The following is a 12,670-nucleotide window of genomic DNA, read 5'->3' as shown; positions in this document are numbered from 1 at the left end:
GATCACTCCGGCGCCGTCGAGCTGCGCGGCCTCCTCCAGTTCCCTGGGCACCTGGGTGAGCGCGGCGTAGAGGGTGACCACCACGAACGGGATCGCTCCCCAGACCACCACCGCACCGATGACGGGCCGGGGCACCCGCGTCCGTACGCGGTCCCGTACCCGCGCGCCGTGCGCACGGCGTACACCAGACAGACGACGGCCCCCGCCGTCAGGGCGAGCACCACGGGATTGACGAACGGCGGCACGATGTCGACCTCCGTACCGTCCTCCCAGCGGCAGACCGTGGACAGTGGGAACACGTCCTGCGAGATCGAGTCCGGGCGTGCGGTCGGCGGCTTGCCCGCATCCGCGGCGCGGACCTTGCCCGCCCCCTCGTGAATCCGGAGAACGCGCCCCCGCAACACAGCAGGGCCGCGCAGTGGCAGGGCGCGGCCCCAAGCGCCCGCTGTCAGGTCCTGTACAGCCGGACGGGGTGGTGGTCCGGGGCCGCGCCCGGGCCCAGCGCGCCCAGGCGCCCCACCGCCTCCCGCAGCACCTCCTCGCGTTTGCAGAACGCGAAGCGGACGAAGTGCGCGCCCTGCTCCGCGTGGTCGTGGAAGACCGCGTTGGGCACGGCGACGACGCCGCAGCGCCCGGGCAGGGCGCGGCAGAAGGCCACACCGTCGTTCTCGCCCAGGGGGCGGATGTCGGTGGTGACGAAGTACGTGCCGGCGGGGCGGAAGACCTTGAAGCCCGCCCGGGCCAGGCCGTCCGTGAGCAGGTCCCGCTTGGCGCGCAGGTCCTCGCGCAGCCCGGTGTAGTACGGGTCCGGCAGGGCGAGCGCCTCGGCGATCGCGTACTGGAAGGGGCCCGCGCTGACGTACGTCAGGTACTGCTTGGCCGAGCGCACCGCCGAGACCAGCGCCGGTGTGCCCGTCACCCAGCCGACCTTCCAGCCGGTGAAGGAGAAGGTCTTGCCGGCGGAGGAGACGGAGACGGTGCGCTCGCGCATCCCCGGCAGAGAGGCGATGGGGATGTGCTCGCCGTCGAAGACCAGGTGCTCGTAGACCTCGTCGGTGACCACCAGCAGATCCCGCTCCACCGCCAGAGCGGCGATCGCCGTCAGCTCCTCGCGGGTGAGGACGGTGCCGGTGGGGTTGTGCGGGGTGTTCAGCAGGATCAGCCGGGTACGGCCGGTGACGGCGTCGCGCAGCTCGTCCAGGTCCAGGCGGTACGCCGGTCCGGGTCCCGACGAGGGCCGCAGGGTGACGGGGACGCGGGTGCCGCCGGCCATGGCGACGCAGGCCGCGTAGGAGTCGTAGTACGGCTCCAGCGCGATCACCTCGTCGCCCGGCTCCAGCAGGGCCAGCAGGGCGGCGGCGATCGCCTCGGTGGCCCCGGCGGTGACCAGGACCTCGGTGTCGGGGTCGTACTCCAGGCCGTAAAAGCGCCGCTGGTGGCCGGCGATCGCGGTGCGCAGCTCGGGAACGCCGGGGCCGGGCGGGTACTGGTTGCCTCGGCCCTCGCGCAGGGCGCGGACGGCGGCCTCGCGGACCTGTTCGGGCCCGTCGGTGTCGGGAAAGCCCTGGCCCAGGTTGATCGATCCGGTCCGGACGGCCAGCGCCGACATCTCGGCGAAGACCGTCGTGCCGAACCCGGCCAGGCGGCGGTTGAGTAGTGGTCGTCCGGTGGAGGTCATGGCGGTCATCCTCCGCCCGGCACCCGGCTTCCTCAACTCCTTCCGCCCGTGCTTTGCCGCGGAGGTGGTGACGGCGGCTCAGGTCGGGGCGCGGGAGAGGGGTGTCGTGGTGGGGTGGTTGGCCGGCGGTCTCGCCGTTCTCATGGTGCTGCTGGTCCTGGCGTCGGTCGTTCCGGCCCTGCTGAGCGGGCGCCGGGCGGCCGGGCGCCGCCAGGGCGGTTCGTCCGGCGGCGGTGACACCGGCTGGTGGGGGGACGGCGGTTCGGACGGGGGCTCGGGTGACTCGGGCGGCGGAGGCGGCGGAGGGGGCGGGGACTGAGCGGCCCGAAGCCCTGGACTTCCTCAACTCGGCACTGACGCGGGCGGCCCGGGGGGATCGTGACCTCGGACCCGCACGGGGGATGTACGGGCACGGGGGACACGAGGGGGACGCCGTGACGGCTTCCGTCATCATCTGCCTGGTCCTGGTCCTGGTCCTGGTCCTGGTCCTGGTCCTGGTCCTGGTCCTGGCCCTGGTCCTGGCCCTGGCCGCGGTGGCGGTCGGCAAGGTCACGGGAGGGAGCCGCAGCACCCGGCGGAGCACCGGCGGACGGGAGCCGGGGGCGTGGCTCGGCGCCGTCGGCAGTTCGCACGGTGGTGGGTGCGGTGGTGGAGGCGGTTGACGCTATTCACCCGTACGGCGGTTGCAGTTCGGTGGGGAGAACATCTGACCTGCTAAGCCCCCGCTGGTATGGGAAACAGGCGAAGGTGAGTAAAAAGCCTGTAGGAGACGCACATTCCGTGATTCCGTGACTGATGTACCCGGACTTCACGTGGGCGCGAGCCGGCGGCAGGCAGCATCCCTGTCCCTCTTCGGGGCCATGTTCCAGGGGGCTGAGCCGGCCCGCCCTCGCTTGCGTTGCGGAGCCGACCCATGCTCACCGATCTCAAGACCTCGTACACCGACACCCGCGCCGGTGACCTTGCCTGGGCGCTCGGGCGCGACCCCATGCCCGCCCTGGCGAAGCTGGACATCGAGTTCCATGGAACGACGGTCCAGCTGAGACTGCTCGGCGCTTCACACCAGGTGCTGCTCGCGGACGAGGGCGGCATCTTCTGCTCGGAGACCGTGGCGTGCATCCCCGGCAGCAGGACACCGCTGCCGCTGGGGGTGTCGAAACGGACGGACGACTGGGAGTACGCCTTCGCGGCACGTGTCGAGACGCTCTCGGGCGGTTCCTTCACGGGCCGGGCGCAGGAGTTGCTCGCACTCGTCGCGGACCACCCGCACGGGCTGGCCGGTATCTTCCCCGGCAGTCCGAACGCCTTCACCGCACTGCTGGTCCACCGTCGCGGCGACCAGACGCACTGGCGTACCTGGCACGCCTACCCGCAGGAGCGGCGGCTCGTGGTGACCCACACCAGAGTGGGGGTGCGCGTCAGGGAGCCGGAACGGGCGGGTGTGTGAGCCCGGTCCGGCCCGTACGGAGCGCGCACGGGGGTGTGCCATGCGCGCCCCCTACGGTGTGTCATGCGCCCTCGCCGTGCCGGGCGCGGGCGCCGCGCGCGGGGGCGGGAGTGTCGGTACGTACATCCGTGCGAGTCATTGCACCTGTGTGGGTGACAGGACTCGCGGGAAACGTCCCGTAGCGTTCCCGACATGATCGAAACGTCCGCTTCCGTACCGGCGGGAGCGCCGGGGCCCGCGCCGCCGGAGGAGGAGCCGCCGCTGGCCCCGACCCAGTCCATGCCGCAGGCGCCGATCCATGAGCCGGTGCGGCTGCCCGTACCGGCCGGGGTCGGACGGTTCCTCGTCCTCGCCGCGGTCTTCGTCTGCGCCGCCTGCGGTCTCGTCTACGAGCTCGAACTCGTCGCCCTCGGCTCCTATCTGGCGGGCGACTCCGTCACGCACACCTCCGTCGTGCTGTCGGTGATGGTCTTCGCCATGGGCCTGGGCTCGCTGCTCGCCAAACGGCTGCGCACCCGCGCCGCGGCCGGGTTCGGCATCGTCGAGGCACTGCTGGCACTGGTCGGTGGAGGCTCGGCGATGGCGCTGTACGCCTACTTCGCCTGGGTCGGCGGCTCGATGACGGTGATTATCGGCTTCTCGCTGGTCATCGGGGTGCTCATCGGCGCCGAGATGCCACTGCTGATGACCCTCATCCAGCGGATCCGGGCGCAGGACGCGGGCGGAGCGGTCGCCGACCTGTTCGCCGCGGACTACGTGGGCGCCCTCGTCGGCGGCCTCGCCTTCCCCTTTCTGCTCCTTCCGCTGACGGGCGGGCTCCCGGGGGCCCTGGCGGTCGGGACGGTGAACGCCGTCGCGGGCGGCGTCCTGGTGCTGTGGCTGTTCCGCGGCGACCTGTCACCCCGCTCGCGCCGGGTCCTGCTGACCGTCAACGCACTGGTGGTGGCGCTGCTGATCACCGGTGTCGCCGTCGTCGACTCCTTCGAGAAGGCCGCGCGCCGGGCGGTGTACGGCGGCGAGGTGCGGACGGTGCGGAACACCGCCGTCCAGGAGATCGTCCTCACCGAGGGTGTCCGGCACGCCGGCGGGAGCGAGCCGGCCGGTTTCGGGATATTCCTCGACGGCCGGCTGCGGGTGTGCGACGGGGACGAGCGGCGCTACCACGAGGCGCTGGTCCACCCCGTGCTGGCGGCCGGCCCGCGCGGCAGGGTGCTGGTCCTGGGCGGCGGCGACGGACTGGCCCTGCGCGAGGTGCTGCGTCACCGGAGGGTGGAGTCGGCGACGGTGGTGGAGCTCGACCCCGGCGTCGTGGAACTGGCCCGCGACGATCAGGTGCTCGGCCGCCTCAACCGCCGCTCGCTGGACGATCCGCGGGTGCGGGTGGAGACGGGGGACGCCTTCGAGTGGCTGCGCTCCTGGCCGGACTCCGGCCGGCCGCCGTACGACGTGATCGTCTCCGATCTGCCCGACCCCGGCATCTCGGACAGCTCCCGGCTGTACTCGCAGGAGTTCTTCGGTCTGGCCGCGCGGGCGCTGTCGGAGCGGGGGCGGCTGGCGGTGCACGCGGGGCCGGCCGGGGAACGCCCCCGCACGTACTGGACGGTGGAGACCACACTGCGGGCCGTGGGTCTGCGCACCGCCCCCTACGTGGTGGACGGGCGGCTGTCCGGCCTCGCCGCCGGCCTGGACCGCTCGCGGCGGCGCGGCGGTGTGGCCCCGGGCGGTCGGTCCGGGGACTGGGGCTTCGTGCTGGCGGCACACGGCGCCCCGCCGCCGCTCGCCCTCGGACCGGGCGGTCCGGCCCCGCGCGCCTTCGAGGAGGCGGATCTGCGCCGCGCCACGGCTCGTGCGGAGCAGAATCGTATCGTCGGTCTGCGGCCCTCCACCCTGACGCGTCCCCGCTACCAGGACTGAGGCGGGACCGGGGCGGGTTGGGGAGAAGGCCGGACGCGCGGGCGCGGCGGCAGAGGGGCGCGGCGTGCCGATGTGCGTACGGAGCGGGCACTGGCGGGGGAGGTACTGGGTAGGCTCCGCCCCATGGAGCATGAGGTGTACGTTCCGTTCACTGCCGCGGCCGTGCGGGCGGCGCTCGCCGAGCCGGAGCGCGTCGTGCGCTGTGTGCCGGGGCTCCAGCCCGAGGCCCTGGAATCCGGAACCCCGGAGGCCGAAACCTCACAGATGTCCGGCCCCGGGGACGGCGCGGTCGTCCGGGGGCGGCTGCGGGTGCGGATCGGCGGCTCCAGCATCACGTACCGCGGCAGCCTGCGCCTGACGTGCGACGGGGACGGTGCCTGCACGGTCCGTGGCGAGGGCGCCGAGGCCCGGGGCGACGGCTCGGTGGAGCTGGATCTGGCGATCGTGCCGCGCCCGGCCGACGACGGCGAGGGCACCGTGCTGGTCTGCACCGGGGAGCTGCGCGGCGGGGGTCGGATCACGGGCTTCGAGGAGAAGCAGCGGTACGCCGCCGGTCGTCGGCTGCTGGACCGTTTCGGCGGTGAACTGGCCGCCGGCATGGCGGCCGATCCGGTCTTCCCGGTGGACGCCGCCGGTACCGTCGCCACGCCCGGCGGGATCGGCGAGCCCGATGACAACGAGCCCGTGATCCCGGGCATCCCCGCGCCCGAGACGCCTGATTCGGCGGACGCCAGGAACAGCGGAAGCGGCAGGAACGGCGGGGGCGCCGGAGACACCGAGGGAGCGGGGGAACCAGAGGAGCCCGGTGCCCCGGACGCTCCGGACGAAGGGAACCGGACCCGGGGGGTTTTCGACACCGAGGTTCCGCCGTCCTCGCCCGGCCCGTCGAGCGAGGACGGCTTCGGTGACGCGTCGCTCGGTGATGAGGTGCTCGACGGCGGCCTGGGTGACGACCTCGTCGACGAACTGGACGAGGAGTCGCGGTCCGCCGCCGAGGCGGCCCACGCCCGCCGGACGATGATCGGACGCAGTGCCGAGGAGGTCGACCACGCCCCGCCGCGCGGCCGCTACGCTCCCGTGCCGCCGCCGGAGGAGGTCTCCCCGGCCGCGGCGGTGCTGCGCTGGGCCGCCCCGGCGGCGGCGCTGGCGGTGGCCTCGGCGGTCGTGGTGGGCCGCGTGCTGCGGCGACGGCGCTGAAGATCGCGGTTACCGCAGGCTGTCGCGGTTAAGGTCATGGATGTGACTCTCCATGACGCCCAAGACACAGACAGCGGAGTCCGTCTGCGAGCCGGTGGCACCGAGGTGACCGTCGACCCGGCGCGCGGCTGCCGGATCTCCTCCCTGCGCATCGACGGCACGGAAGTGCTGAGGCAGGGCGAGCGGTACGGCGCGTTCGTGATGGTGCCCTGGTGCGGACGGACCCGGCAGGGGCGGTTCCTCAACGGCGGCGAGCGGTACCAGCTCCCCGTGACCGCCGGGGAGCACGCCATCCACGGCACCGTGCGCGCCGTCCCCTGGCGTACCATCCGCAGCGACAGGCGGACCGCGTCCTTCCACCGCGACCTCACCGACCCCTGGCCCTGGCCGGGCCGGGTGACCCAGATGATGGAGCTGGCCGAGGACGGCGGCGGCCTCACCCTCACCCTGGGTGTGGAGACGGCCGGGGACTCCTTCCCGGCACAGGCCGGCTGGCACCCCTGGTTCCTGCGCAATCTCGGGCGGGGCGGGCAGGACGTGGAGCTGGACTTCGCCCCCGCCTGGCAGGAGGAGCGCGGTGAGGACCACATCCCCACCGGCCGCCGCACCGAGCCGCGACCGGGCCCCTGGGACGACTGCTTCGGCATGCCGGAGGGGGTGGACGTGACGCTGACCTGGCCGGGCGAGCTGGAGTTGCGAGTCACCAGCCGCGCCGAGTGGGTGGTCGTCTACGACGAGCAGCCCGAGGCGGTCTGCGTGGAGCCGCAGACCGGCCCGCCCGACGGGCTCAACTCCCATCCGCGTCTGGTCACGCCCATCGACCCGCTGGAGGTCTCCACGGTCTGGTCGTGGCGCAGGCCGGCGTAGGGCCGGGGCAGGACCGGCGCGCGGGGCTGGCTTAGGGTCATCGGCATGAGCGACGCGCGCGAGAAGCTTCTGCAGCAGATCAAGGACAAGGCCGTGGTCCACGGCAGGGTGACCCTCTCCTCCGGCAAGGAGGCCGACTACTACGTCGACCTCCGCCGGATCACCCTGGACGCCGAGGCGGCTCCGCTGGTCGGGCAGGTGCTGCTCGATCTGACCGCCGACATCGAGTACGACGCGGTGGGCGGCCTGACCCTCGGCGCCGACCCGGTGGCCACCGCGATGCTGCACGCCGCGGCCGCACGCGGCCGGAAGCTGGACGCGTTCGTCGTCCGCAAGGCAGGCAAGGCCCATGGCCTCCAGCGCCGGATCGAGGGACCGGACGTGGCGGGCCGCCGGGTGCTGGCGGTCGAGGACACCTCCACCACGGGCGGCTCGGTCCTCACGGCGGTCGAGGCGCTGCGGGAGGCCGGTGCGGAGGTCGTGGGCGTGGCGGTCATCGTCGAGCGCGGCGCTGCCCCGGCGATCGGGGAGGCGGGGCTGCCGTACCACCAGGCGTACGGGCTGGAGGACCTGGACCTGTCCTGACCCTGCTTCGCCCGCCGCCCGCCGCCCGCCGCCCGCCGCCCGCCGCCCGAACCGGCCCGGCTCCGGCGGCGGCTCCGGCCTTGCGTAAACCTCGCAGAGTGACCGGAGGGATCCGTGAGGGTCACCGTTTCACGTGAAACGGTGACCTTCTGTGGCCCGGTCGGCGGTGCGGGGCGTCTCCCGGGTCCCCGTCCCGCCCCCCGGACGCGGAGGTGGAGCAATCTCACACGTCTGGGAGGATGGGGACGACGATGACGTCGATCCGTTGACCACACCAGAGCCGTAGAGCTTCGCACACCATCAAGGAGCGGACAGATGCCCATCGCAACCCCCGAGGTCTACAACGAGATGCTCGACAGGGCGAAGGCAGGCAGGTTCGCCTACCCCGCCATCAACGTGACCTCGACGCAGACGCTGCACGCCGCGCTGCGCGGTTTCGCCGAGGCGGAGAGCGACGGCATCATCCAGATCTCCACTGGTGGCGCAGAGTTCCTGGGCGGCCAGTACAACAAGGACATGGTGACCGGTGCGGTCGCACTGGCCGAGTTCGCGCACATCGTCGCCGAGAAGTACCCGGTCAACATCGCGCTGCACACCGACCACTGCCCCAAGGGCAAGCTGGACGGATACGTACGCCCGCTGCTGGAACTCTCCCGCAAGCGCGTCGAGGCGGGAATGAGCCCGCTGTTCCAGTCCCACATGTGGGACGGCTCGGCCGAGACCCTGGCCGACAACCTGGAGATCGCCCAGGAACTGCTGGCCGTCGCTGCTGCCGCGAAGATCATCCTCGAGGTCGAGATCACCCCGACCGGCGGCGAGGAGGACGGGGTCAGCCACGAGATCAACGACGAGCTGTACACCACGGTCGATGACGCCATCCGCACCGCCGAGGCCCTGGGCCTGGGTGAGAAGGGCCGCTACCTGCTGGCAGCCTCCTTCGGTAACGTCCACGGCGTCTACAAGCCGGGCAACGTCGTGCTCCGCCCCGAACTGCTGAAGGACCTCCAGGAGGGCGTGGCCGCCAGGTTCGGCAAGCAGAGCCCGTTCGACTTCGTTTTCCACGGCGGCTCCGGCTCCACCGAGCAGGAGATCGCCACCGCGCTGGACAACGGCGTGGTGAAGATGAACCTCGACACCGACACCCAGTACGCGTTCACCCGTCCCATCGCGGACCACATGTTCCGCAACTACGACGGTGTGCTGAAGGTGGACGGTGAGGTCGGCGACAAGAAGACCTACGACCCGCGCAGCTGGGGCAAGTCAGCCGAGAGGAGCATGGCCGAGCGCGTCGCCAAGGCGTGCGCCGACCTGCGCTCCACCGGCACCCGCATGAAGTAGCACCCGCACCCCGTACCTCCCCTGCCCGGCCGCCCAGGCCCGGGCGGTGACGCGGACGGACGTGAGCCCGGTATCCGGCACCCGTCGCCGGATACCGGGCTCGCCGCATACGGCTCCCCGCCCCTCCGCACGCCGCTCTCCGCACACCGGCGGCGAGCGTGCAGACTGGGGCCATGGCCATTCACGAGAACCTGCTCGGGGGACCGCCCCCGACCCACCTTCCCGACGATCCCGAGCCGCGCGAGCTGCTCGCCTCGGGCACCTCGCCCGCCGAGGTCGCGGCGAAGCACCCGACCTCCTCCCTGGCCTGGGCGCAGCTCGCGGACGACGCCTTCACGGCCGGACGCACGGTCGAGTCGTACGCGTACGCCCGCACCGGCTACCACCGCGGCCTGGACTCCCTGCGCCGCAGCGGCTGGAAGGGGCACGGCCCGATCCCGTTCGAGCACGAGCCGAACCGCGGTTTCCTGCGCGCCCTGCATGCCCTCGCCCGCGCCGCCCAGGCCATCGGCGAGCAGGAGGAGTACGAGCGCTGCACCACCTTCCTGAAGGAGAGTTCGCCCACCGCGGCGGCGACGCTTTCCTGACGGCTCTCCCGACCGGCCCTTGCCGTCGCCGGGCCCCGAACCGATGATCTGCGGAGAAGGCCCGGCGACCCCGGGCGAGCGCGCGAGGAGAGCAGAGAAACAGCCATGCCACCAGAGCAACCAGAGCAGCCGGAGACCTCACAGCAGGCCGGAGCACAGTCCGGGGCGGGGACCGGCGCCGGAGCCGGAGCCGAGAACGGTTCGGAGAACCCGAACCTCGATTTCGCGGGCACCACCCCCTACGAGGACTACGTCAAGGCGGACGTCCTCACCCACCTCCAGCACCCCCTCTCCGAGGACCCCGGAGAGATGTCCTTCCTGGTGACCACACAGGTGATGGAGCTGTGGTTCACCGTCATCGTCCACGAGTGGACGGTCGCCTCCCAGGCACTGCGCGCGGACGACCCGCGCACCGCGCGGGAGGCGCTCAAGCGCTCGGTGTACGAGATGCTCTCGCTCAACGCCTCCTGGGAGCCACTGGCCCACCTCACACCGGCGCAGTTCAACGCCTACCGCGGAGCCCTCGGCGAGGGTTCCGGCTTCCAGTCCGCGATGTACCGGCGCATGGAGTTCATGCTCGGGGAGAAGTCGGCGTCCATGCTCGTCCCGCACCGCGGTGCGCCGCGCGTCCACGACGAGCTGGAGAAGGCCCTGCATGAGCCGAGCCTGTACGACGAGGTGCTGCGCCATCTCGCCCGCCGCGGCGAGGACATCCCCGAGGAGGTCACTGGCCGGGACGTCTCGCAGCGGTACGAGCCGCACCCGGCGGTCGAGCGGGTCTGGGCGCGGATCTACTCCGGCGACCCCGGCAGCGAGCCACTGCGCCTGGGCGAGGCGCTGACCGAGGTGGCCGAGCAGGTCTGGCGCTGGCGCAACGACCATCTGGTGGCCACCCGCCGTGCGATGGGTTCCAAGCAGGGCACCGGCGGCTCCGCGGGTGTCGCCTGGCTGGAGAAGCGCGCCCGCAAGAACGTCTTCCCCGAGCTCTGGACGGCCCGCAGTTATGTCTGACGCAACCGAGAACGTCCCTGGGAACGCCGTGGGAAACGCCGCCCTGCGCGAGGAGGCGGCCAGGCTCGACGCCGCCGACGCCCTGGCCGGCCGGCGCGACGCCTTCGTTCTGGAGGACGAGAGGGGCGAGCGAGTCGTCTACCTCGACGGCAACTCCCTGGGCGCGCTGCCCCGCTCGGTGCCGGCCCGCGTCGCCGACGTGGTGGAGCGCGAGTGGGGGCGGCTGCGGATCCGCTCCTGGACCGAGTCCGGCTGGTGGACCGCGCCCGAGCGGGTCGGCGACCTGATCTCCCCGATCGTCGGCGCCGCGCCCGGCCAGATCGTGGCGGGCGACTCCACCAGCGTCAACGTTCTCAAGGCTGTGGTCGCCGCGATCCGGATGGCCCGCGAGGACAACCCGGCCCGCACCGACCTCCTGGTGGACGCCACCACCTTCCCCACCGACGGCTACATCGCCGCCTCCGCCGCCCGGCTGACCGGCGCCGCGGTCCGCGCGATCCCGGCCGGGGGCATCCTCGGCTCGGTGGGCCCGCGCACCGCCGCCGTGCTGGTCAACCACGTCGACTACCGCACCGGCGAGCTCCACGACCTGCCCGGCGTCACCGCCGCCGCCCGCGAGGCGGGGGCGTACACGGTGTGGGACCTGTGCCACAGCGCCGGCGCCCTCCCGGTCGGACTGGACGAACACGGCGTGGACCTGGCCGTCGGCTGCACCTACAAGTACCTCAACGGCGGGCCCGGCGCCCCGGCGTACCTCTACGTCCGCAGCGGTCTCCAGCCGCGCTTCGACTCCCCGCTGCCCGGCTGGAACTCGCACGCCGACCCGTTCGGCATGAGCCACGAGTACGAGCCCGCCGACGGCGCGCCGCGCGGCCGGGTCGGGACGCCGGACATCCTGTCCATGCTGGCGCTGGAGGAGGCGCTGAAGGTCTGGGACGGGGTGGATGTGGCGGCCGTGCGTGCCAAGAGCCTGGCCCTGACGGACTTCTTCCTGCGCTGTGCGGAGGCGTACGTGCCCGAGGGGCGTGTGGAGTCGGTGACCCCGGCCGAGCACGCCCGGCGCGGCAGCCAGATCGCGCTGCGCTGCGCGGACGCCGAGGCGGTGATGGCGGAGCTGGTCGCGCGCGGCGTGGTGGGCGACTTCCGCCGCCCGGACGTGCTGCGCTTCGGCTTCACCCCGCTGTACACGTCCTTCGCCGACGCCGAGCTGGCCGCCCGCGTCCTCGGCGGGGTGCTGGCGAAGCACGATGCCTGAGACGGCGTCCGTGTGCGAGGCGGAGGAGGCGGCGCTGCTGGGCCTGGCCCCGGTGGCGCCGTCCGCCACCGAGCGCTACGGCACCCACCCCTCGCAGGTGATCGACCTGTACGGCCCGTCCGGCGGGCCCCTGGTGGCCGTTCTGCACGGCGGTTTCTGGCGGGAGGCGTACGACCGCGTCCACCTGTCCCCGCTTGCCGCCGCGCTGGCCGGCGGGTACGGGCTGCGGGTGGCGCTGGTGGAGTACCGGCGCGTCGGCGGGGGCGGCGGCCGGCCGGGTACCTTCGAGGACATCCGTGCCGCCCTGGACCACCTGCGTGGAGTGGGGGAGCCGCGGGCGCTGGCCGGGCACTCGGCGGGCGGCCACCTCGCGCTGTGGGCGGCCTCCCGGGGCCTGGCGCGGTGCCCGGTGGTGGCAGCGGCCCCGGTGGCCGACCTCGCCCGCGCCCACGAACTGGGTCTGAGCGGCGGCGCGGTGGCCGAGCTGCTGGGCGGCGAGGAGCACCTCGCCGCCCGGCTGCCCGAGGCCGACCCGGCACTGCTGCCGCCGCCGGACCCGGGGGCGGCCCCCGTGGTGCTGCTGCACGGCGCAGAGGACGCGGACGTGCCTGTCGAGCTGTCCCGCCGCTACGCCGCCGGCCGTTCCGCCGTCCGGCTCGTCGAACTGCCCGGCACCGGCCACTACGCGCCCGTCACTCCGGGCACGGCGGCCTTCGCGCTGCTGGCGGAGGAACTGGCGCGGTACGCCGGACGGGCGCCCGGCAACCGGGCGTGCGGTACCTGAGACGGAC

13 protein-coding genes and 1 pseudogene are annotated in these 12,670 nt (G+C 73.1%); 12 read left to right on the top strand and 2 right to left on the bottom strand.

Features of this window, described 5'->3' with window-relative positions; genetic code table 11:
• Together LJ221_RS03620 and LJ221_RS03615 are read right to left on the bottom strand one after the other, a co-directional pair.
• A pseudogene (locus LJ221_RS03620) lies at positions 1 to 123 on the bottom strand (ABC transporter permease subunit); the annotation flags it as partial.
• A gap of 325 nt (positions 124 to 448) precedes the next feature.
• Positions 449 to 1,687 carry a pyridoxal phosphate-dependent aminotransferase gene (locus LJ221_RS03615; RefSeq protein WP_241713631.1) on the bottom strand — a complete coding sequence of 413 codons (1,239 nt, stop codon included), beginning with the start codon at positions 1,685 to 1,687 and terminating at the stop codon, positions 449 to 451.
• Between LJ221_RS03615 and LJ221_RS03610 the strand changes: the two genes are divergently transcribed.
• The 12 genes from LJ221_RS03610 (at position 1,677) to LJ221_RS03555 (ending at position 12,663) form a co-directional block, all read left to right on the top strand.
• Positions 1,677 to 1,997 carry a hypothetical protein gene (locus LJ221_RS03610; protein ID WP_241713629.1) on the top strand — a complete coding sequence of 107 codons (321 nt, stop codon included), beginning with the start codon at positions 1,677 to 1,679 and terminating at the stop codon, positions 1,995 to 1,997. The genes LJ221_RS03615 and LJ221_RS03610 overlap by 11 nt on opposite strands.
• 115 nt (positions 1,998 to 2,112) lie before the next feature.
• Positions 2,113 to 2,340 (top strand): hypothetical protein, encoded by a 228-nt coding sequence (locus LJ221_RS03605; RefSeq protein WP_241713626.1) that lies wholly within the window; start codon positions 2,113 to 2,115, stop codon positions 2,338 to 2,340.
• 251 nt (positions 2,341 to 2,591) lie between these two features.
• Entirely contained in the window at positions 2,592 to 3,125 is a 534-nt protein-coding gene (locus LJ221_RS03600; RefSeq protein WP_241713624.1) for a DUF2617 family protein, read from the top strand.
• 192 nt (positions 3,126 to 3,317) lie between these two features.
• Positions 3,318 to 5,039, top strand: a complete 1,722-nt coding sequence (locus tag LJ221_RS03595) for a polyamine aminopropyltransferase (RefSeq protein ID WP_374228365.1) — start codon at positions 3,318 to 3,320, stop codon at positions 5,037 to 5,039.
• 123 nt (positions 5,040 to 5,162) lie between these two features.
• Positions 5,163 to 6,236: a hypothetical protein gene (locus LJ221_RS03590; protein ID WP_241713622.1), complete on the top strand. Its 1,074-nt coding sequence runs from the start codon at positions 5,163 to 5,165 to the stop codon at positions 6,234 to 6,236.
• Between the two features lie 36 nt (positions 6,237 to 6,272).
• Complete coding sequence (locus tag LJ221_RS03585) at positions 6,273 to 7,103, top strand: aldose 1-epimerase (protein ID WP_374228364.1); 831 nt, start codon at positions 6,273 to 6,275, stop codon at positions 7,101 to 7,103.
• A gap of 45 nt (positions 7,104 to 7,148) precedes the next feature.
• The gene (pyrE, locus tag LJ221_RS03580) at positions 7,149 to 7,688 is read left to right on the top strand and encodes an orotate phosphoribosyltransferase (protein WP_241713618.1); all 540 of its coding nucleotides are present in this window, start codon (positions 7,149 to 7,151) and stop codon (positions 7,686 to 7,688) included.
• A gap of 315 nt (positions 7,689 to 8,003) precedes the next feature.
• Positions 8,004 to 9,026, top strand: coding sequence for a class II fructose-bisphosphate aldolase (gene fbaA, locus LJ221_RS03575; protein ID WP_241713616.1), 1,023 nt, complete (start codon positions 8,004 to 8,006; stop codon positions 9,024 to 9,026).
• Positions 9,027 to 9,199: 173 nt separating this feature from the next.
• Positions 9,200 to 9,613, top strand: coding sequence for a DUF3151 domain-containing protein (locus LJ221_RS03570; RefSeq protein ID WP_241713615.1), 414 nt, complete (start codon positions 9,200 to 9,202; stop codon positions 9,611 to 9,613).
• A gap of 105 nt (positions 9,614 to 9,718) precedes the next feature.
• Positions 9,719 to 10,624: a tryptophan 2,3-dioxygenase family protein gene (locus LJ221_RS03565; protein WP_241713614.1), complete on the top strand. Its 906-nt coding sequence runs from the start codon at positions 9,719 to 9,721 to the stop codon at positions 10,622 to 10,624.
• Positions 10,617 to 11,879 carry a kynureninase gene (gene kynU / locus LJ221_RS03560; protein WP_241713613.1) on the top strand — a complete coding sequence of 421 codons (1,263 nt, stop codon included), beginning with the start codon at positions 10,617 to 10,619 and terminating at the stop codon, positions 11,877 to 11,879. Before LJ221_RS03565 ends, kynU begins: the two co-directional genes overlap by 8 nt.
• Positions 11,872 to 12,663 carry a S9 family peptidase gene (locus LJ221_RS03555; protein ID WP_241713612.1) on the top strand — a complete coding sequence of 264 codons (792 nt, stop codon included), beginning with the start codon at positions 11,872 to 11,874 and terminating at the stop codon, positions 12,661 to 12,663. Before kynU ends, LJ221_RS03555 begins: the two co-directional genes overlap by 8 nt.
• Positions 12,664 to 12,670: the final 7 nt, after the last annotated feature.

It is taken from the genome of Streptomyces sp. CNQ085, from assembly GCF_022614595.1.
In the GTDB taxonomy this organism is placed as follows: Bacteria; Actinomycetota; Actinomycetes; order Streptomycetales; family Streptomycetaceae; genus Streptomyces.
This window is presented reverse-complemented; position numbering and strand designations above follow the sequence as displayed.